The organism is Mycobacterium sp. NGS56, assembly GCF_059812425.1.
Window position 1 is genome coordinate 1,548,359 of sequence record NZ_JCALCQ010000001.1, and the last position, 20,401, is coordinate 1,568,759.

Below are 20,401 nucleotides of genomic sequence, written 5' to 3' on the forward strand. Positions count from 1 at the left end.
CTACACCGCGCCCGGGTAGCCGTGCTGCCGCCAGGCTTCGTAGACGGCGACCGCCGCGGCGTTGGAGAGATTAAGCGAGCGCCGGCCCGCCAGCATCGGGATTCGCACCTGGGCGGTGATGTGCGGGTCGGCCAGCGTCGCGGCGTCCAACCCGGTGGGTTCGGGACCGAACATCAGCACGTCGCCGTCGTGGTAGCGCACGTCGGCGAACGAGGTCGGCGCCTGCGAGGTGAAAGCGAACACCCGCCGCGGTGACAGCGCCGACCAGGCGGCCGCGAGCGACGCGTGCACGGTGACCGACGCGAGGTCGTGGTAGTCCAGGCCCGCCCGGCGCAGTTTGGGTTCGGACAGGTCGAATCCCATCGGCTCGACCAGATGCAATTCGCAACCCGTCGCCGCCACCGTCCGGATGGCGTTGCCGGTGTTGGGCGGGATCCGCGGCGCGTAGAACATCAGCTTGAACACAACGGGATAATGGTCCCATGGTCGAGCAGAGCATCTGGATGCAGAAGGTCACTGCCGATCCGGGGCATTCGCAGTGGTATATCGAGCGTTTCCGGGCCATGGCCCGCGCCGGCGACGACCTGGCCGGCGAGGCCCGCTTCGTGGACGCCATGGCGCCGCGCGGCGCGCGGATTCTCGACGCCGGCTGCGGGCCCGGTCGGTTGGGCGGGTATCTGGCCAAGGCCGGTCACGACGTGGTCGGTGTCGACGTCGATCCGGCGCTGATCGCGGCGGCTGAGCAGGACTATCCGGGCCCGCGCTGGCTGGTCGGCGACCTCGCCGAGCTGGACCTGCCCGCCCGCGGCATCGCCGAACCCTTCGACGTGATCGTGTCCGCCGGCAACGTCATGACGTTCCTTGCCCCGAGCACCCGGGTCCAGGTGCTGAGCCGGCTACGCGCCCACATTGCCGACGATGGCCGCGCGGCGATCGGCTTCGGCGCCTACCGCGAATACGAGTTCGCCGACTTTCTCAACGATGCGGCCGACGCGGGCTTCGCACCCGATCTGCTGCTGTCGACCTGGGATATGCGCCCGTTCACCGACGACTCCGATTTCCTCGTCGCGCTCCTTCGGCCGGCCTAGGCTCTCGCGCTCTAAGTGTTTGCCAGGCTTAACCGCGCGGGTGCGACGCCACCTTGGAGGGACCTGTCTGCTCAGTAACGATTCTGGTGGCATGCGCCGTGGGCTGTCATACTCGTCGGATTGCCACACCTACACGCACACGCGTATTTGGCGCGGGGCGGGGCCAAATAAAGCAGGAAGTTTCATGAGCCTCTCGTTTCTCTCAACGCTCGGTGTCAGCTCAGCGGCCGGTAGCACGGCCGCGATGACGTGACCATGTTCACCCGCCCGGCCAACCCGGCCGGGGCGGATGTCGTAGAGCCGGCACCCAACGGCGGTGCCGAGGCCGCGTCGGCCAAACGCCCGCCGACCTGGTCGCTGAGCAACTGGCCGGTGCGCTGGAAGGTACTGGCGATTGTGCTGGTCCCGCTGGTATTGGCGACGGTGTTCGGTACGCTGCGCATCCACGGCGCCATGGCAAACGCGGCCGGCCTGCGGCTGGCCGCCACCCGCGCCGACATGGTGCCGGTGATCACCAAGTACATGTCGGCACTGGACGTCGCGCTGCTGGCGAGCTCCACCGGACGCGACGCCGAGGGCGCCAAGAAGAACTATGAGGCGCGCAAGTACGAGCTGCAGAGCAGGCTGGACGACACCGACGTCAGCCCCGAGGTCAGCTCGGGAGTGAGCAACCTGCTCGATGGCGGTCAGATGCTGGTGAGCAAGGCGTCCGACCCGGGACTCGGTTTGCGGGAGCGGGTGACGCTCTACGCGCCGATCCTGTTGACGGCCGAAGACGTCATCAACGCCTCGGTCCGCGTCGATGACGAAAAGATCCGCGCCCAGGCGCAGGGCCTGAGCCGGGCGGTCGGGGCCCGCGGACAGATGACGATGCAGAAAATCCTGATCACCCGGGGGGCCGAGCTTCCCGAGCCGCAGCTGCGGACGTCGATGATCACCCTTGCCGGCACCGAACCGTCGACGCTGTTCGGCATGAGCGAAGTGCTCGGCGCCGGATCGCCCGAGGCCAAGACGCTGCAACAGCAGATGGTGAAGCGGATGGCGATCATGTCCGATCCGGCCAGCGTGCTCGTCGACAACGCCGATCTGCTGCGTTCGATCCAGACCACCGACGACATCGCCGATCAGGTCATCAAGGATTCCACCGCGTCGGTCACCAAGTCGGTGCACGCGCAGGCCGCCGAGCGCCGCTCGGCCGCGATCTTGGACGCCGTGCTGGTGCTGGCCGCCATCGTGGTCGCGCTCCTGGTGGTGCTGCTGGTGGCGCGCGCCCTGGTGCGGCCGCTGCGCATCCTGCGCGACGGCGCCCTCAAAGTCGCCCACACCGATCTCGAAGAGGAGATCGCGAGCGTGAAAGCCGGTGGGGCTGAACCGGTTCCGAGCCCATTGCCGGTGTACACCACCGAGGAGATCGGCCAGGTCGCCCACGCGGTCGACGAGCTGCACACCCAGGCGCTGCTGCTGGCCGGCGACGAGGCGCGGTTGCGGCTGCTGGTCAACGACATGTTCGAGACCATGTCGCGGCGCAACCGCACGCTGGTGGACCAGCAGCTGGCGCTCATCGACCGGCTGGAGCGCAACGAGGAGAACCCCGACCGGCTCGACAGCCTGTTCCGGCTCGACCACCTTGCGGCACGGCTGCGCCGAAACAGCGCCAACCTGCTGGTGCTGGCCGGTGCGCCGCTCGCCCGCGACCAGCGCGACCCGGTGCCGCTGGCCACCGTGATCAACGCCGCCGTGTCAGAAGTCGAGGACTACCGCCGGGTCGAACTCGCCGGGCTGCCCGACTGTGCGCTGATCGGCGCGGCCGCCGGCGGCGCCATCCACCTGTTCGCCGAGCTGATCGACAACGCGTTGCGCTACTCGCCGCCGGCGACCTCTGCCCGCGTCTCGGCGTCGCGCGGCGGCGACGGGGGCGTCGTGGTGCGGATCGCCGACGCCGGTTTGGGCATGAACGACGCCGACCGGCGCATGGCCAACATGCGGCTGCAGGCCGGCGGCGACGTCAGCCCCGACAACGCCCGGCACATGGGTCTTTTCGTGGTCGGCCGGATCGCGGCCAGGCACGCGCTCCGGGTAGGCCTGCGCGGCCCGGCGCCCAACGAAAAGGGCTCGGGTACCACCGCCGAGGTCTACCTGCCGCCGACGGTGCTCGCCGGCTCGGCCGTCGCCGAGTCGACGGCGCCCCGCCACATCCGCGCGGTCTCCTCGCCGAGCGTCAAGCTCGCGAACGCAAACGCCACCGCCGCGGAAGACGCCGGGCAAAACGGCGGCGCGCAGGAGCCGGCGGCGCGCACCGCAGCGGAGGCCTCCGGGCCGTCGGTCACCTTGCTGCCCCGCCGCAACCCGGGTTCCAGCGGCATCACCGAAGTTCCGGCCCCACCCGCCGAACAGCAACCCCGCCGCCAGCGCCGCGAGCTGGCCACCCCCTGGTGGGAGAACGCCCCCGAGCCTGCGTCCACGCCGGTTTCGGAGCCCGAATCGGCGCCCGAGCCGAAACCGGCGGAGGCGCAGCCGGCCCGGGCGGCGTCGGACACCTCGGCGTTCTTCTCCGCGCGCTCCCGGGAGGCGGACAGCCGCGCGGAGTCCCGGCACGAGCAGCCGGCGCAACCGACCCCGTTCTCGTCCGTCCCGGCGGCACCGAAGGCCCAAGCGGGCACTACTGACGACGACGTCATCTATCGACGGATGCTGTCGGAGATGCTGGGCGACCCACACGACCTGGTCAACAGCCCCGACCTGGATTGGCAGTCGGTCTGGGATCGCGGCTGGACGCTGGCGGCCGCGGCCGAGGAGAAGCCCGTCGAGGCGCACACCACCGACCACGGCCTGCCGGTGCGAACGCCCGGCGCCCGGCTGGTGCCCGGCGGAGCCAACGGCATCCAACAGGACGAGCCGGCCGAAGCAGACCAGGGCCTGAACGGCCGATCCCCGTCGCACCGGGAGCCGCAGCACGCGGCCACCGGACCTTTAGCGCGGGACCCCGAGGCGGTTCGCGCCTCGTTCAGTAGCCATTTCGGTGGCGTGCGCACCGGACGTTCGCACGCCCGTGAGACCGACCAAGGATCCGACCAATAATGACGTCATCGGACAACTCCCTGGACTGGCTGGTTACCAGGTTCGCCCGCGAGGTCCCCGGCGTCGCGCACGCGCTGCTGGTGTCCGTCGATGGGCTGCCCATCGCCGCCAGCGAGCATCTCCCGCGGGAACGCGCCGACCAGCTCGCGGCCGTGGCATCCGGGCTGTCCAGCCTGGCCGTGGGAGCGGCGCAGCTGTTCGAGGGCGGCCAGGTGCTGCAGTCGGTGGTCGAAATGCAGAATGGCTACCTGTTGCTGATGCGCGTCGGGGACGGCTCGCACCTGGCGACGCTCGCGGTGGCGTCGTGCGACATCGGTCAGATCGGCTACGAGATGGCCGTCCTGGTCGAGCGGGTGGGCGGCGTAGTCCAGTCGACCCGCCGGTCGGCCGTGCAGCAGCACTCGTGAGATCCGATGGACACTTCCGAGAACTGGCCGGCGCACCGTAAGGGAAATCTGGTCCGCCCGTACACACTGACGTCGGGGCGGACCGACACCAACGTCGACCTTCCCCTCGAAGCGCCGATTCAGACGCTGCAGCCGGGCCTGGCGCACCGATGGCCGCTCAACGATCCGCGAGGCAGAATCATCCAACTGTGCGTCGACAGCCCATCGGTCGCCGAAATCTCGGCCCGGCTGGATCTTCCGCTGGGCGTCGCGCGCGTCCTGGTCGGAGATCTGGTCCTGTCCGGCTACGTTCGAGTGCACAAGACATTATCCGAGCGTTCGACCAGGGATGAGCGCCACGAACTCATAGGAAGGACACTGCGTGGCCTACGCGCACTCTGAGGTACAGCGCGATTCCGGCGCTCATGCGTCGACGAAGATCGTGATCGCCGGCGGCTTCGGGGCCGGTAAAACCACGTTCGTCGGTGCGGTGTCAGAGATCATGCCGCTGCGCACCGAGGCGATGCTCACCGACGCCTCGACGGGTGTCGACGCGCTCGAGGCCACCCCGGACAAGCGGACCACCACGGTCGCAATGGATTTCGGCCGAATCACCCTGGCCGAAGACCTGGTGCTCTACCTGTTCGGCACGCCGGGTCAGCGCCGTTTCTGGTTCATGTGGGACGACCTGGTGCGCGGCGCGATCGGCGCGGTCGTGCTGGTCGACTGCCGTCGTCTGCAGGACAGCTTCGCCGCGGTCGACTTCTTCGAGCATCGCAACCTGCCGTTTCTCGTCGCGGTGAACGAGTTCGACGGGGCGCCGCGTTATCCGGTCGCCGAGGTGCGCGAGGCGCTGACCCTGCCGACGCACATCCCGGTGATCACCGTCGACGCCAGGGATCGGAGGTCGGCGACCGACGCCCTGATCGCGGTCAGCGAATACGCCCTGGCCAGCCTGTCGGCCAATTGACCACGCGGTGGGTCGACCAAGAATTCGAGGGCCGCGACTTGCCCGTCGACGTCGACCACGCGGTGGCGTTCGCGCTCGCCCACGGGCTGCGGCTGGACGGCTGACCCAGCAGCGCTCAGCGGGTGAGCCGGATGCGCCAGCGCACCAGCGCGGCGTAGGCGACGGTGAGCACCGCGAGCATGCCCATGTCGAACAGCCACGCCGCCGCCGTGTGCTCGAAGTGGCTGTCCCGCGGGCTTTGCGGGCCGGGCGACACCGTCCACAGGTCGACGGTCGACCCCTGCGCCGCGTAACCCCACCGCGACGGCACCAGCCAGGACAGCTGGTCGAGGAAGATCCGATCGGTGACCGGCACCATCCCGCCCGAGAGCACCATCTGCATCATCAGCGACACCACCAGCAGCGGCATGATCTGCTCGCTCGAGCGGGCCAGCGCCGAGAGCAGCAGACCCATCATCGCCGCCGCCACGCACGTCGCCGCGACCCCGACGAACAGCTCGAGGGTGGGGTTACCGAGGAGCACCGCCGGCCGCGTCGGCGGCCCCTTGCCCAGCACCACGATGGCCGTGGCGATGGCCGCCTGAATGATCGCGAACGTGGAGAACACCGCGACCTTGGCCAGCAGGTAGGCCGTGCTCGACAGGCCGACCGCCTGTTCTCGCCGGAAGATCGGCCGCTCACCGATCAGGTCGCGGATGGTCAGCGCCGTTCCCATGAACACGGCCGCCATGGTGAGCAGGGTCAGGATCATCCCCGCCTCGCCGGCCGACTCACTCACCGGATCCGCGTAACCGAAACCGACGTTGCCGGGAACGGTCAGCGAGAGCGCGCCCATGACGAACGGCAGTACCGCCAGGAACACGAAGTAGGCACGGTCCGACACCACCAGCCGGACCTGGCGGCGGGCGATCGTGGAGAACTGATGGCGCTTGCTGGTGCGCGGCTGGGCGCCCAGCTCGGCGGGCGCCTCGGTCCGCGTGGGTGGCGGGGGTCTGTTCTGGGCCAGAAAGCGGCGGTTGGCCTCGTCGGGGTCGGCGCCCACCTTGGCGAAAATGTGCGCCCAGTTGGTGGTTCCCATGGACGCGCCGATCTGGCCGGGCGGGCCGAGGTACGCGGTTTTGCCGCCCGGTGCCATCAGCAACACCTGGTCGCAGACGTCGAGGTAGGTCAGCGAATGGGTGACCACCAGCACCACGCGCCCGGCGTCGGCGAGTTGTCGCAGCATGGTCATGACCTGCAGGTCCAGCGCCGGGTCCAGGCCGGAGGTCGGTTCGTCGAGGATCAGCAGCGACGGACCGGTCAGCAGTTCCAGCGCCACCGAGGCGCGTTTGCGCTGGCCCCCCGAGAGCTTGTCGACGCGGGTGTTCGCGTGCTCGGTCAGGCCCAGCTCGTCGAGGACCTGGGCGACGACCTGCGCGCGATCGGCCTTGCTGGTGTCGGGTGGCAGGCGCAGCTCAGCGGCGTAGCCGAGCGCCTGGCTGACCGTGAGCTGACGGTGCACGACGTCGTCCTGGGGGACCATCCCGATCCGGGTGCGCAGCGAGGCGTACTCGGTGTGGATGTCGTGCCCCTCGAAGGTGACCGAGCCCGACGACGGCGTGGCATACCCGGCGATCAACCGCGACAACGTGGTCTTGCCCGCACCCGACCCGCCGATCAGCGCGGTCAGGGTGCCCGGCCGGGCGACCAGCGAGACGCGCTCGAGCAGGTTCTTCCCGTCGACGCCGAAGTTGACCTCGCGCACCTCCAGGCCGCCGGCGCGGGTCGCCGCCTCGTGGCGGCGAACCAACATGCCGTCGTGGAACACCAGGTCGACGTTGCCGATCGTCACCACGTCGCCGTCGGACAGCGCCGCCGATCCGACCCTGACGCCGTTGACGAAGGTGCCGTTGATGCTGTTCGCGTCGCGGATCTCGGCGCCGGTCGGGGTTGGGTTCAAGAAGGCGTGATGGCGTGAGGCCAGCACGTCGTGAACGACGATGTCGTTGTTGAGCGCGCGCCCGATCCAGGCGGCGCGGCCGGCGGCGGGCCGGCGTTCGGATTCACCTCCCGGGACGCTGACCCAGGTGGTCGGGAACTCCCCGGCGTCGCTGCTCCTGCCGGTGGGCGGGTTCAGCGCGCCGGACTGCGGTACCGCGCGCGTCGCGGCGGGCGGCGGGATGCTCGGGCCGGCCGACGTGCGCTGTGTGTCTCGCCATGGGAAGGGACGCGACGGCGGCGCGGCGGGCGGCCTTGGCGGACGCGCAGCCGGGCGTGGCGGGGCGGCGGCGGGTCCCGGGCCGGTGGGTTGCGCCCGCACGGGCGCCGAGGCGTCGGGCCGAGCGCTGATGATGGGGAAAGACGTCGTGGTCGGCGGGAGCAGGCCCACGTTGCCCGTATGCTGGCCCACCTCGAAGGTGATCCGCGGGCCATCGGGCTTGCCGATGTTGATCGTCTGGCCGTCGTGGATGTCGACGACCGGCACCCGTCGGCCGTCGAGGTAGACCCCGTTCAGCGAGTGGTTGTCGACCGCGAGCCACCGTCCCTGGTCGAAGCGCAGCAGCACGTGCGCGCGGGCGATCAGCGGGTGTGCCACGCGCAGGTCGGCCCGCAGGTCGCTGCCGACCACCACGTCGCGGCCGGCGGCGAAACTACCTTCGGAGCGGTCGGATCGAGCCGTCAGCACGGGCTGCGCAGGTCGAGTCATCACATCCAGGGCCAGAAGTCGCGGTGGGGGGTCGGCCTAGCGTTTCAGCCGGATATGCCAGCGGACGAAGCCGGTGTAGCCGATCGACAGCGCCGCGAGCATGAGCATGTCGAACACGAAAATGTGCTTGGAGTGCTGCCAGATCGGGTCGTTGGTCGGGATCTGCTTGACCTTCACCAGCGACGGGAAGTCGATCGAGGATGCCCCCGCCGCGTACCCCCAGCGGGCGGGCGTCAGCCACGCCATTTGTTCGAGACCGATGCGCTGATACACCGGGATCATGCCGCTGGAGAACACCAGCTGCGACATGATCGACACCACCAGCAGCGGCATGATCTGCTCGTTGGACTGCGCCAGGGCCGACAGCAGCAGGCCGAGCATGGCCGAGGCCACGCAGGTGCCTGCCACGGTGACGAACAGCGAGAACGTCGAGTTTCCGAAGAACTGGGGATGCGCCGTCGGCGCGCCCTTACCCAGTCGCACGATGATGGTCGCGATCGCCGCCTGGCCGGTTGCGAAGACGCAGAACACCGCGATCTTGGCCAGCAGATAGGCGGTGGTGGACAGGCCGACGGCCTGCTCCCGGCGGAAGATGGCGCGCTCGCCGATCAGGTCGCGAATGGTCAGCGCCGTGCCCATGAAGACGGCACCGATGTTCAACAGCACCATGATGTACTGCGGCTGCGTGGGAGCAGGGCCCATCGGGTCGGCCGGACCGAGGCCCGGGTGCGGGCCCTTCACCGTCAGCGACAGCGCGCCGATGAGGAACGGCAGAATCGCCAGGAAGATCGTGTAACCGCGGTCGGATACTACGAGGCGAACCTGGCGCCGGGCGATCGTGGACAGTTGCCGGAAAAGGTCGGTCTGCGGTGGTTCGCCCAGATCCGCCGGGCTCTCCGGCGTCGGTGGCCGCGACGACTGCTGGTTGCGCTCCTTGAACCTGCGGTTGGCCTCGTCCGGGTCGGCACCCACCTTGGCGAAGATGTCGGCCCAGTTGCGCGTCCCCATGGCGGACTCGACCTGGTCGGGCGGCCCGCAGAACGCGGTCTTGCCGCCGGGGGCGACCAGCAGGATCTGGTCGCACACGTCCAGATACGACACCGAGTGGGTCACCACCAAGACGGTGCGGCCCGCGTCGGCCAGCTGACGCAGCATCAGCATCACCTGACGGTCCAGCGCCGGGTCCAGGCCCGACGTCGGCTCGTCCAGCAGGAGCAGTGACGGCTGGGTGAGCAGCTCGAGGGCGACGGAGGCACGCTTGCGCTGACCGCCCGAGAGCTTGTCGACCCGGGTGTCCGCGTGCTGGGTCATGTCGAGTTCCTCGAGCACCTGCGCGACGACGCGGGCCCGTTCCTCTTTGCTGGTATCGGGCGGCAGCCGCAGTTCGGCCGCGTAGTTGAGCGCCTGGTTGACCGTGAGCTGGCGGTGCACCACGTCGTCCTGCGGGACCATGCCGATCCTGCTGCGCATGGACGCGTACTCGGTGTGGATGTTGTGGCCCTCGAATGTCACGCTGCCCGAAGTGGGGCTGGTGTAGCCGACGATCAGTCGCGACAAGGTGGTCTTGCCGGCGCCCGACCCACCGATGATGGCGGTGAGTGTCCCCGGTCGGGCGGTCAGCGAGATGTGGTCCAGCAGCTGCTTGCCGTGGTCGACGGTGTAGCAGACGGAGTTGACCTCCAGCCCGCCGCTGCGTGTCGCGGCCTCGGTGCGCCGGACCAAGCCGTCGCCGGTGAAGACCAGGTCGACGTTGCCGATGGTGACCACGTCGCCCTCGGTCAGTACCGCCGAACCGACCCGCACGCCGTTGACGAAGGTCCCGTTCACGCTGTGCGCGTCGCGGATCTCGGTGCCCAGCGGCGTCTGAATCAAGAAGGCGTGGTGGCGTGAGGCAAGCACGTCCTGGATGACGATGTCGTTGTCGGTGGCCCGGCCGATGGTTTGCGACCCGGCGGGCTGCTGGATCGCGCCGGACCGCGACGGCAGCAGCGCCTGGAACATCTTCGTCGCCAGGTTCGCCACCTCGGGCGGCTTGGCGGAGGCGGGGGCCATCTGGGTATGTGGGGTGCCCGAGCCCGCGGCCGGCATCTGCGCGATGGGCGGGGCGTTGCGCGGCGGCGGGGGTGGCGCGGCGGGTGGGCGTCCACCGCCGCCCCCGTACATGGTCTGACCCGGCGGCCCTGGCCGCTGCGCGGGCGCGGGTTGCGGTCGTCGCGGCGGTGCCGCCCAATTGGGCGTGCGCCCGGGCGGCGGAGGAGGTGGGGCGGCGGCGGGCGGTGCCGGCTGCGCCGACCACGCCGCGGCCTGCGGCGGTGCCGCCACCGGGATGTTCATCGATTCGGTTCGGGGCGGACGCCCGGCCATGCCCTGGTGGCGGCCGACGTCGAAAGTCAGCAGCGGTCCGTCCGGGTTTCCGATGTTCAAGTTCTGGCCGTCGTGGATCTCGACGACCGGCACGCGCCGGCCGTTGACGAAAGTTCCGTTGAGCGAACCGTTGTCGATGGCCAGCCATTTGCCCTGATCGAAGCGCAGCAGCAGGTGGGCGCGCGAAATCAACGGGTGGGTGATACGCATGTCCGCTCGCAGATCGCGCCCGACTACTACATCGTGGCCCGCTGCGAAGGTGCGTTCCGATCCTTCGTGATGGACGGTTAGCGCTGGCGGGGCTGGTGCTGACATCGCCACAACTGTAGCTTGCAGCCCTGTGCTTTACCGCTGAGCGTCGGGCGCGCCGGTGACCACGCAGTGTGTTCGGGTGTAGATGGTGGGCATGCACTGGTTGCAATGCGTGCACGCCGAATGCACGTGGTGCTGGGCGCCATCAGCCGCGATTCGGTTGATCAGATCCGGCTCGGCCAACAGCGCCCGGGCCATCGCGACGAACTCGAATCCCTCCGCCATCGCCAGATCCATCGTTTCCCGATTGGTGATTCCGCCGAGCAGAATCAGCGGCATCTTCAGTTCGTTGCGGAATAGCTTGGCATCGCGCAACAAATACGCCTCGCGGTAGGGGTATTCGCGCAGGAACTTCTTGCCCGTCATGCGCATGCCCCAACTCAGCGGCGGCTTGAACGCGCCGGCGAACTCCTTGAGCGGCGCGTCGCCGCGGAACAGGTACATCGGGTTGACCAGCGAGCTGCCCGCGGTGAGTTCGATCGCGTCCAGCCCGCCGTCTTCCTCCAGCCATTTGGCGGTGGTCAGCGATTCCTCCGTGCTGATGCCGCCGCGAACGCCGTCGGTCATGTTCAGCTTGGCGGTCACGGCGATGGGAGTGCCTTCCTTTTCCACCGCACGCCGAACGGCCATCACGATGCCGCGGGCGACCTTGGCCCGGTTCTGCAGCGATCCGCCGAACTCGTCGTCGCGACGGTTGATCAGCGGGGACAGGAACGAGCTCGCCAGATAGTTGTGGCCCAGGTGGATTTCGACGGCGTCGAAGCCGGCCTCGATGGCCAGCCGGGCGGCGTTGGCGTGCCCGGCGGTCACCTGGTCGATGTCCTCGCGGGTGGCTTTCTTGGCGAACCGCATCCCGATCGGGTTGAAGAACCGGACCGGCGCCAATGCCTTGGCCTGGTTCGACTTGGCGTTGGCCACCGGGCCGGCGTGGCCGATCTGCGCGCTGACCGCGGCGCCCTCGGCGTGCACCGCTTCGGCCAGCCGGCGGAACCCGGGCACGGCCTCGGGTCGCATCCAGATCCCGTTGCCCTCGGTGCGGCCGCCGGGGGAGACGGCGCAGTACGCGACGGTCGTCATGCCTACCCCACCGGCGGCCGGCAGCCGGTGGTATTCGATGAGGTCGTCGGTCACCAGCGCTTCGGGCGTGCGCGCCTCGAAGGTGGCGGACTTGATGGTGCGGTTGCGCAGGGTTATCGGACCGAGCTTCGCGGGACTGAAGACGTCCGGAGGACTAGACATACCGGGAGCGTGCCAGACTGTCAGCGTGGGAGCAATCACGCTGGACGGCAAGGCCACCCGTGACGAGATCTTCGTCGACCTCAAAGAGCGCGTGACCGCCTTGACCGCAGCGGGCCGCACCCCCGGCCTCGGCACCATCCTGGTGGGCGATGACCCGGGTTCCCAGGCATACGTCCGGGGCAAGCACGCCGACTGCGCGAAGGTGGGCATCACCTCGATCCGCCGTGACCTGCCCGCCGACATCAGCACCGCGACGCTCAACGAGACCATCGACGAACTCAACGCCAACCCGGAATGCACCGGGTACATCGTGCAGTTGCCGCTGCCCAGGCATCTCGACGAGAACGCGGCGTTAGAGCGGGTCGACCCGAACAAGGACGCCGACGGACTGCACCCGACCAACCTGGGCCGGCTGGTGCTCAACAACCCGGCCCCGCTGCCGTGCACACCGCGCGGCATCGTGCACCTGTTGCGCCGCTACGACGTTGAGATCGCCGGGGCGCACGCGGTCGTCATCGGCCGCGGTGTCACGGTCGGCCGCCCGCTGGGGCTGCTGCTGACCCGCCGCTCCGAGAACGCCACGGTGACGTTGTGCCACACGGGAACTCGTGACTTGCCCGCGCTGACCAGGCAGGCCGACATCATCGTCGCGGCCGTGGGAGTGCCGCGCATGCTGACCGCCGACATGGTGCGTCCCGGCGCCGCGGTGCTCGACGTCGGCGTCAGCCGCGTCGACGGCAAGCTCACCGGCGACGTGCACCCGGACGTGTGGGATGTGGCCGGCCATGTGTCGCCGAACCCGGGCGGCGTGGGACCGCTGACCCGCGCGTTCCTGCTGACCAATGTCGTCGAGCTCGCCGAGCGGCAATGACCGCGCGCGCCGTGCTGCGGGCCCAATGGCCAATTATGTTGGTGGGACTGGTATTTGCCACGGCGCTTGCCCTGGTCGGGGCCAATTTCTGGCGTCGCGGTTCGCTGTTGATAGGCATCGGTGTGGGCGTGGCGGCGGTGTTGCGGCTGGTGTTGTCCGAGGACCGGGCCGGCCTGCTGGTGGTGCGCGGCAAGGGAATCGACTTCATCACCACCGCGACGGTGGGGGCGGCGATGTTCTATATCGCGTGGACGATCGACCCGCTGGGCACTCGCTAGAACCTCGGCAGCGCCGGGGCCTGCCCGGGCATCGCGGGTAGTTGGCCTGCCATACCTGGGATTTGGCCCGGAATGCCAGGCAGTTGTCCGGGCATGCCCGGAATTTGCCCGGCCATTCCCGGCATTCCCGGCGGCAAGGCGCCGGACAGGTTGCCGCTGGCGATGTTTGCCATCTCCTCGGGGCAGTACGTCTGGATCGCGATCTGGGTGAACATGCGGGCCATCATCGGTGACATGCCCCGACCGGCGACGCTGGACGCGGCCGCCGCGAAGTTGCCGCCCGGCTGCGACAGCATCGGGCAGATCGATTCCCCGACGGACATCGCGTTTCCGGGCTCGCCGAAGTCGATGCCGGCGTGGTTGAGCGCGTCGATGAAGTCGTCACCGGTGCCCTCCGCCCCGGCCGGCGCAGCGAACGCAGAGGCCACGGTCAGCAGGCCGGCCGCCGCGGCCAGCAGGCGGATGGTGAAGGGCTGACGACGAAAAACCCAGATCCATTGATGAGTTCGTGTAAGTGCCTTCACGCCAGCCTCCCCGTCCGCCATGGAGTGCGTCACCGGCACTCGAATCACGTAAGGAACTCTGAGCCATGACTGTTACGTTTGTGACACGGTGGGATAAAGGTTCGCACAATAAGCGTTTCGTGAGGTCGCTGCGCCCGCGACATCGGTTATTAGGCGGCCCGGTTTCGCAAGGACGACCGTCAGATCGAGACCACACCGTGATCTGAACGCGGGCAAAAGCCCCGGATTCCCTCGCGCGACATGAACTTGACCCCGAGCACTAGGTACACGCCCTCATTAGCCTTCACAGGCGATGCCGTCGTTGTCCCGGTCCAGCTTGGGTCGGTAGTCGGGGTCACCCTTCGGGATGTTGTACCGGCCGTCCCGGTGGGCCTCGGTGCAGTTCCGATACGGCCCGCTGGCGCTTGCCGCGGGAGCGGTAAAGGTGGCCCCGGCGATAGCGCAGACCGCAGCGGCGGCGACCAGTAGAGCACGAATCACGTTGTCGTTCATCCCATCTAGTGGTGGAATCCATTAGTAAGTCGTCGGAAATGTAGCGTGCCATCATGGCGCTGGACGTGGTTGTGGTCGCTTTCCGCGGGTGATCTAGATCACCGACCGGCAAACGCATCCGCAGCGCTGGTTCAAAAGCCGGCAGGAGTAGTAGTCAGACTGCCAGGGTCGCCCGGGTGCACATGGTGACGTAGGGCAGCGCCAGGCCCGTCGAATTCGCCAGCGCCGGATGGGTGGCCAACAGTTGGCGCACCTGATCGAGCGTTTGGGTGCGGACCTCGGTCGGCGAGGTGATGCAATAGCTGCGCGACGCGACAAGGTCGATCAACGCCTGCGGCGTAAGGTAATTGGTCCACTCGACCCGATGATGCGCCAGTTCGGTGAAGGGCTCGGGCAGCGTGACCCGGGTGCGGCCGCCGTCGCCGTCGCTGCCAATGATCTGGCCCAGTTCGCGCACCCAGCCGAGCCTTTCGTCGCGGGTGTTCCACACCAGACCCAGCCGCCCGCCGGGCCGCAGCACCCGCGCCACTTCCGGGATCGCCCGCTCCGGATCCACCCAATGCCAGGCCTGCGCCACCAGTACCACATCAACGCTGTTGTCTTCCAACGGAATCTCTTCCGCGGTGCCCAGCAGCGCCCGGGTCTCCGGCAGCGAGGCACGCAACACTTCGAGCATGTCCGGTATCGGATCGACGGCCACCACGTCCAGGCCGCGTTCCACCAGGCGCGTCGTCAGCTTGCCGGTGCCGGCACCCAGGTCGAGTACCTGTCGTGCCCCGACCGGCAACAGCCAGTCGATAGCTTCCGGGGGATAGGAAGGGCGTCCCCGCTCGTAGGCTGCGGCCGCAGAACCGAAGGATAGGGAGCGGTCGTGCCGCGACGATGCCACCGTTAAGACGCGCCTTCCCCATTGTTCAAGTCCGCCAACACCAGTGTCTTCCGGATCAATTCGCTGACTACCTCGAATTCGACCAGGAAACCGTCGTGTCCGTACAGGGACTCGACGACGTCCAATTCAGTGCAGCCCGGCAGCAGCTCGGCGAGTTCCTCCTGCAGGCGCAGCGGGTAGAGCCGGTCGCTGGTAATGCCGCCGACCACGACTGGTACCCGGCACTCGCTCAACGCTTTTCGTACTCCACCACGGCCGCGGCCCACGTCGTGGTGGTTCATCGACGCGATCAAGGTCACGTAGCTGCCGGCGTCGAAGCGGTCTACCAATTTGGCGCCCTGGTACTGCAGATAGCTTTGTACCGCGTAGCGCCCGCCGTTGGCCGGATCCTCGCCACCCTGGCTGCCGTTACCGAACCGGTCGTCAAGTTCCAATTCGCCGCGGTAGGTCAGGTGGGCGAAGCGACGGGCGATGGACAGCCCGACATCCGGCCTGCGCCCGGTGTCGTAGTAGTCGCCGCCCTGCCAGTTCGGGTCACGCTGGATGGCCTCGATCTGGATGGTCATGTGACCGATCTGGTCGGCGGTGGCGCGGGCGCTGACCGCCAACAGTAGTCCGGCGCGGACCCTGTCGGGATGGCTGACTATCCATTCCAAAGCCCGTGCGCCGCCCATGGATCCGCCGATGACGGCGGCAACCTCCGTGATGCCCAGCGCCGCCAGCGCGGCGACGTCCGCCTCGACCTGGTCCCGCACTGATATGTGGGGAAACCTGGAGCCCCACGGCTTTCCATCCGGAGCGAGCGAGCTGGGCCCGGTCGAGCCATAACAACTGCCCAGCACATTGGTGGCCACCGCGCACCAGCGGTTGGTGTCGATGGGCGCACCCGGGCCGGCCACGCCGTCCCACCACCCGGGTGTGGCGTGCCCGGGTCCGGCGGGCCCGGTGATGTGCGAGTCGCCGGTCAGCGCGTGCTGCACGACCACCACGTTGTCGCGGTTGGGGGACAACTCCCCCCAGCGCTGGACGGCGATGCAGACATCGTCGATCACCGCGCCGCTTTCGGTGGTCAGTGAGCCGATGCGCACGACGCCGATTTCGCCTTCGGCCGGCAGCGGCTGGGTAGCAGCGTCGGATATCGTCACCGCCGGTGCCCTCAAAACGCCGCCACGGCTTGCGGATCGGTGCCCGAGGCCTGTGCCGCCGCACCGAATTTGCGTGCCGCGGCGAAGCCGAGCTCCAGGTCGGCGAGGATGTCGTCGACGCCCTCGATGCCCACGGCCAGGCGCACCAGCCCGGGGCTGACGCCGGTGCTCAGCTGTTCCTTCGGGCTCAGCTGGGCGTGTGTCGTGGACGCCGGGTGGATCACCAGCGAGCGCACGTCGCCGATGTTGGCGACATGGCTGTGCAGCCTTAGCGCGTTCACGAACGCTTTGCCGACCTCGACGCCGCCGTCCAGCTCGAAGGCCAGCACCGCGCCGGTTCCCTTGGGCGCCAACTTCTTTGCCCGATCATGCCAGGGTGAGCTGGGCAGGCCCGCATAGTTGACCGACACCACGCCCTGGTGGGCGGCCAGGTACTCGGCCACGCGCTGCGCGTTAAAGACGTGGCGCTCCATGCGCAGGCTCAGCGTCTCGATGCCCTGGGCGACCAGGAACGCGTTGAACGGCGAAGCGGCCGAACCCAGGTCGCGCAGCAGTTGCACGCGCGCCTTCAACGCGTAGGCGGGCGGACCGAGCTCGGCGAACACCACGCCGTGGTAGCTCGGATCGGGGGTGGTGAATCCCGGGAAGCGGCCCTGCGTCCAGTCGAAGGTGCCGCCGTCGACGATGACCCCGGCGATGGCCGAGCCGTGCCCGCCGAGGTACTTGGTGGCGGAGTGCACGACGATGTCGGCGCCGTGGGAGAACGGCTGGATCAGGTATGGCGTGGCGATGGTGTTGTCGACGATCAGCGGGACACCGTTGGCGTGTGCGACCCGCGCGACGCCGGGGATGTCCAGCACATCGATCTGCGGGTTGGAGATCGTTTCACCGAAGAAGGCTTTGGTGTTCGGCCGGACCGCGGCCTGCCACGAATCCAGGTCGTCGGGGTCCTCCACGAAGGTGACCTCGATGCCGAGCTTGGCCAGCGAGTAGTGGAACAGGTTGTACGTCCCGCCATAGAGCCGCGGGCTCGAGACGATGTGATCGCCGGCACAAGCCAGGTTCAATATGGCGTAGGTCTCAGCGGCCTGGCCTGAGCTCAGGAAGAGCGCGGCCACCCCGCCCTCGAGCGCGGCGACGCGCTGCTCGACGACGTCGGTGGTCGGGTTGCCGATGCGGGTGTAGATGTTGCCCGGCACTTCCAGCCCGAACAGGGCGGCGGCGTGCGTGGTGTCGTCGAAGGTGTACGACGTGGTCTGGTAGATCGGCAGGGCTCGGGCGCTGGTGGCGGTGTCCGGTTGCTGGCCGGCGTGCACCTGCTTGGTCTCGAACGACCAATTTGCGGTCGGGTCGGCGTCGTGATCGGCGTTGTCGGAGGTCACGGGTTTTGCTTTCTGCTGGTAGGGAATCTGCTGATCGACGGCCGGGACGCCGGGATGGGCGTCATCCGGCGCGGTGGGTTAGCAGCGACACACGAAGAGACGCGGAAAGCCCAGGAGAATGCACATCACGTTGCCCTGTCTACTCAGGGGCCCGTCATGGCGGACCCGCGCTTGCCGGATAGCCGGTTGTGTGGCTACTCAACCTGGTCATCACCCGGGGCACCCCACCGCGGTTGGAGGGTTGCCGGCCAGCAAGCCGGGGCTTGATGCTGGCGCTCATGACCAATACGAAGGTTATCTTACTGTGCCGAGTCGGTGCCAACTATCGCGGTGCACCTGCAGCTCGACACCTGTCCAAACACCCTTGATAACGTGGCAGTCAGAACGCTGAGCCCCCAAAATTTCAACCCCATCATTGCCGCCGGGAGAGGGATCGTGAGCGCCGAACAGCCGACCGTCATCTACACACTGACCGACGAAGCGCCGCTGCTGGCGACGTACGCGTTCCTGCCGATCGTGCGCGCCTTCGCCGAGCCGGCGGGCATCGAGATCAAGACCAGCGACATCTCCCTGGCCGCCCGGATTCTGGCGGAGTTCCCCGATCATCTGACCGAAGAGCAGCGGGTACCGGATAACTTGGGTGAACTCGGCCGGCTGACAGAGCTCGCCGACACCAACATCATCAAGCTGCCGAACATCAGCGCCTCGGTTCCCCAGCTGATCGCCGCCGTCAAGGAGCTGCAGGGCAAGGGATACAAAATCCCGGACTTTCCGCAAAGTCCAAAGACGGACGAGGACAAGGAGATCCGCGCACGCTACGCCAAATGCCTAGGCAGCGCTGTCAACCCGATACTGCGACAGGGCAATTCGGACCGACGTGCGCCCAAGGCCGTCAAGGAATATGCCCGCAAGCACCCGCACAGCATGGCGGATTGGTCACCGGCCTCGCGCACTCACGTCGCGACGATGCGTTACGGCGACTTCTATCACGGTGAGAAGTCGATGACCTTGGACCACGCGCGCAACGTGAAGATGGTGCTGGAGACCAAGGGCGGACAGACCCTCGAGCTCAAGGGAAAGGTCGAGCTGCGCGACGGCGACGTCATCGATTCCATGTTCATGAGCAAGAAGGCCCTGGTCGAGTTCTACGAGGAACAGATGCAGGACGCCTACGAGACGGGTGTGATGTTCTCGCTGCACGTCAAGGCGACGATGATGAAGGTGTCGCACCCCATCGTGTTCGGCCACGCCGTCAAGATCTTCTATAAGGACGCCTTCGCCAAGCACCAGGAGCTCTTCGACGAACTCGGCGTCGACGTCAACAACGGGTTGGTCGATCTCTACAACAAGATCGAGTCACTGCCCGCGTCGCTGCACGAGGAGATCATCCGGGACCTGCACGCCTGCCACGAACATCGCCCCGAGCTGGCCATGGTCGATTCCGCCAAGGGCATCACCAACTTCCATTCGCCCAGCGACGTGATCGTGGACGCGTCGATGCCGGCGATGATCCGCGCGGGCGGCAAGATGTGGGGCGCCGACGGGCGGCAGAAGGACACCAAGGCCGTCAACCCCGAGTCCACCTTCTCCCGTATCTACCAAGAGATCATCAACTTCTGTAAAACCCACGGACAGTTCGACCCGACGACCATGGGCACCGTGCCCAACGTCGGCCTGATGGCGCAGCAGGCCGAGGAGTACGGCTCGCACGACAAGACGTTCGAGATACCGGAGGACGGCGTCGCCAACATCGTCGACCTCGACAGCGGGGAGGTGCTGCTGACCCAGAACGTCGAGGAGGGTGACATCTGGCGCATGCCCATCGTCACGGATGCGGCGATCCGCGACTGGGTCAAGCTCGCGGTCACCCGGGCGCGCAACTCCGGCATGACGGTGGTGTTCTGGCTGGACACCGAGCGGCCGCACGAGGTCGAGCTGCGCAAGAAGGTCAAGGCCTACCTGAAGGAACACGACACCGAGGGCCTGGAGATCCAGATCATGCCGCAGGTGTGGGCCATGAGGTACACGATCGAGCGCGCGATGCGCGGCCAGGACACCATCGCAGCGACCGGCAACATCCTGCGCGATTACCTCACCGACCTGTTCCCGATCCTGGAGCTGGGCACCAGCGCCAAGATGCTGTCCATCGTGCCGCTGATGGCCGGCGGTGGAATGTATGAAACCGGCGCCGGCGGTTCGGCGCCCAAACACGTCCACCAGCTCGTCGAGGAGAACCATTTGCGCTGGGACTCCCTGGGTGAATACCTTGCTCTCGGAGCATGTTTCGAAGACATCGGGATCAAGACCGACAACGAGCGCGCGAAGCTTCTGGGCAAGACGCTGGATGCCGCCATCGGCAAGCTGCTGGAGAACAACAAGAGCCCGTCGCGCAAGACCGGTGAACTCGACAACCGTGGTAGCCAGTTCTACCTGGCGCTGTACTGGGCGCAGGCGCTTGCGGAATCCGACGACGACGAGTTGCGCAAGCACTTCGGCGCGCTGGCCGAATCGTTGAGCAGAAACGAGGACACCATCGTGGCCGAGCTCGCCGAAGCCCAGGGACAGGCGGTCGACATCGGCGGCTACTACTACCCGGACACAGAGAAGACGACGGCGATCATGCGCCCGAGCAAGACCTTCAATGAGGCGCTAGCGGCTTCGACAGGCTAGACCCCCGAGCAGGAAGCTGGGCTTGAC

Annotated in this window: 17 protein-coding genes and 1 riboswitch; of the genes, 8 read left to right on the forward strand and 9 right to left on the reverse strand. The window is 67.8% G+C overall.

Annotation, left to right across the window (positions count from 1 at the left end):
- Positions 1 to 465 carry a tRNA (cytidine(34)-2'-O)-methyltransferase gene (locus AC5Y4F_RS07110; RefSeq protein WP_499995712.1) on the reverse strand — a complete coding sequence of 155 codons (465 nt, stop codon included), beginning with the start codon at positions 463 to 465 and terminating at the stop codon, positions 1 to 3.
- Positions 466 to 482: 17 nt separating this feature from the next.
- Here AC5Y4F_RS07110 and AC5Y4F_RS07115 point away from each other — a divergent pair, with 17 nt between their 5' ends.
- The 5 genes from AC5Y4F_RS07115 to AC5Y4F_RS07135 all read left to right on the forward strand — a co-directional run bounded on the left by AC5Y4F_RS07115 (position 483) and on the right by AC5Y4F_RS07135 (position 5,522).
- Positions 483 to 1,088, forward strand: a complete 606-nt coding sequence (locus AC5Y4F_RS07115) for a class I SAM-dependent methyltransferase (protein ID WP_067932757.1) — start codon at positions 483 to 485, stop codon at positions 1,086 to 1,088.
- Positions 1,089 to 1,343: 255 nt separating this feature from the next.
- On the forward strand, positions 1,344 to 4,166 hold the full coding sequence (locus tag AC5Y4F_RS07120) for a sensor histidine kinase (RefSeq protein ID WP_499995714.1): 2,823 nt from the start codon (positions 1,344 to 1,346) through the stop codon (positions 4,164 to 4,166).
- On the forward strand, positions 4,166 to 4,573 hold the full coding sequence (locus AC5Y4F_RS07125; RefSeq protein ID WP_067932759.1) for a serine protease inhibitor: 408 nt from the start codon (positions 4,166 to 4,168) through the stop codon (positions 4,571 to 4,573). The genes AC5Y4F_RS07120 and AC5Y4F_RS07125 overlap by 1 nt, the downstream gene beginning before the upstream one ends.
- A gap of 6 nt (positions 4,574 to 4,579) precedes the next feature.
- On the forward strand, positions 4,580 to 4,954 hold the full coding sequence (locus AC5Y4F_RS07130; protein WP_067932761.1) for a DUF742 domain-containing protein: 375 nt from the start codon (positions 4,580 to 4,582) through the stop codon (positions 4,952 to 4,954).
- Positions 4,935 to 5,522 (forward strand): GTP-binding protein, encoded by a 588-nt coding sequence (locus AC5Y4F_RS07135; protein ID WP_067932763.1) that lies wholly within the window; start codon positions 4,935 to 4,937, stop codon positions 5,520 to 5,522. Before AC5Y4F_RS07130 ends, AC5Y4F_RS07135 begins: the two co-directional genes overlap by 20 nt.
- A 115-nt stretch (positions 5,523 to 5,637) precedes the next feature.
- On the opposite strand, the gene AC5Y4F_RS07140 is transcribed toward AC5Y4F_RS07135, so the two are convergent.
- The 3 genes from AC5Y4F_RS07140 to AC5Y4F_RS07150 are packed head-to-tail and all read right to left on the reverse strand — an operon-like array spanning position 5,638 to position 12,123.
- Positions 5,638 to 8,208, reverse strand: coding sequence for an ATP-binding cassette domain-containing protein (locus AC5Y4F_RS07140; RefSeq protein WP_499995716.1), 2,571 nt, complete (start codon positions 8,206 to 8,208; stop codon positions 5,638 to 5,640).
- A gap of 36 nt (positions 8,209 to 8,244) precedes the next feature.
- Complete coding sequence (locus AC5Y4F_RS07145; RefSeq protein WP_499995717.1) at positions 8,245 to 10,887, reverse strand: ATP-binding cassette domain-containing protein; 2,643 nt, start codon at positions 10,885 to 10,887, stop codon at positions 8,245 to 8,247.
- Between the two features lie 30 nt (positions 10,888 to 10,917).
- Positions 10,918 to 12,123: an NADH:flavin oxidoreductase gene (locus tag AC5Y4F_RS07150; RefSeq protein WP_067929918.1), complete on the reverse strand. Its 1,206-nt coding sequence runs from the start codon at positions 12,121 to 12,123 to the stop codon at positions 10,918 to 10,920.
- Between the two features lie 25 nt (positions 12,124 to 12,148).
- Between AC5Y4F_RS07150 and AC5Y4F_RS07155 the strand changes: the two genes are divergently transcribed.
- A complete protein-coding gene (locus tag AC5Y4F_RS07155) occupies positions 12,149 to 12,994 on the forward strand; it encodes a bifunctional methylenetetrahydrofolate dehydrogenase/methenyltetrahydrofolate cyclohydrolase (protein WP_067929919.1) in 846 nt (281 codons plus the stop codon).
- Entirely contained in the window at positions 12,991 to 13,272 is a 282-nt protein-coding gene (locus AC5Y4F_RS07160; protein WP_499995719.1) for a DUF3017 domain-containing protein, read from the forward strand. The genes AC5Y4F_RS07155 and AC5Y4F_RS07160 overlap by 4 nt, the downstream gene beginning before the upstream one ends.
- On the opposite strand, the gene AC5Y4F_RS07165 is transcribed toward AC5Y4F_RS07160, so the two are convergent.
- The 5 genes from AC5Y4F_RS07165 to AC5Y4F_RS07185 form a co-directional block, all read right to left on the reverse strand.
- The gene (locus AC5Y4F_RS07165) at positions 13,269 to 13,796 is read right to left on the reverse strand and encodes a DUF732 domain-containing protein (RefSeq protein WP_499995720.1); all 528 of its coding nucleotides are present in this window, start codon (positions 13,794 to 13,796) and stop codon (positions 13,269 to 13,271) included. The two genes, AC5Y4F_RS07160 and AC5Y4F_RS07165, sit on opposite strands and share 4 nt — an antisense overlap.
- A 276-nt stretch (positions 13,797 to 14,072) precedes the next feature.
- Positions 14,073 to 14,288 (reverse strand): excalibur calcium-binding domain-containing protein, encoded by a 216-nt coding sequence (locus AC5Y4F_RS07170; RefSeq protein ID WP_067929921.1) that lies wholly within the window; start codon positions 14,286 to 14,288, stop codon positions 14,073 to 14,075.
- Between the two features lie 154 nt (positions 14,289 to 14,442).
- Positions 14,443 to 15,177: a class I SAM-dependent methyltransferase gene (locus AC5Y4F_RS07175; RefSeq protein WP_499995722.1), complete on the reverse strand. Its 735-nt coding sequence runs from the start codon at positions 15,175 to 15,177 to the stop codon at positions 14,443 to 14,445.
- Positions 15,178 to 15,179: 2 nt separating this feature from the next.
- Positions 15,180 to 16,322 carry a homoserine O-acetyltransferase MetX gene (metX, locus tag AC5Y4F_RS07180; RefSeq protein WP_067929923.1) on the reverse strand — a complete coding sequence of 381 codons (1,143 nt, stop codon included), beginning with the start codon at positions 16,320 to 16,322 and terminating at the stop codon, positions 15,180 to 15,182.
- An 11-nt stretch (positions 16,323 to 16,333) separates the two neighbouring features.
- Positions 16,334 to 17,704, reverse strand: coding sequence for a bifunctional o-acetylhomoserine/o-acetylserine sulfhydrylase (locus AC5Y4F_RS07185; RefSeq protein WP_499995724.1), 1,371 nt, complete (start codon positions 17,702 to 17,704; stop codon positions 16,334 to 16,336).
- 162 nt (positions 17,705 to 17,866) lie between these two features.
- Positions 17,867 to 17,988, reverse strand: a riboswitch (SAM riboswitch).
- A gap of 151 nt (positions 17,989 to 18,139) precedes the next feature.
- Between AC5Y4F_RS07185 and AC5Y4F_RS07190 the strand changes: the two genes are divergently transcribed.
- Positions 18,140 to 20,374 (forward strand): NADP-dependent isocitrate dehydrogenase, encoded by a 2,235-nt coding sequence (locus AC5Y4F_RS07190; RefSeq protein WP_499995725.1) that lies wholly within the window; start codon positions 18,140 to 18,142, stop codon positions 20,372 to 20,374.
- Positions 20,375 to 20,401: the final 27 nt, after the last annotated feature.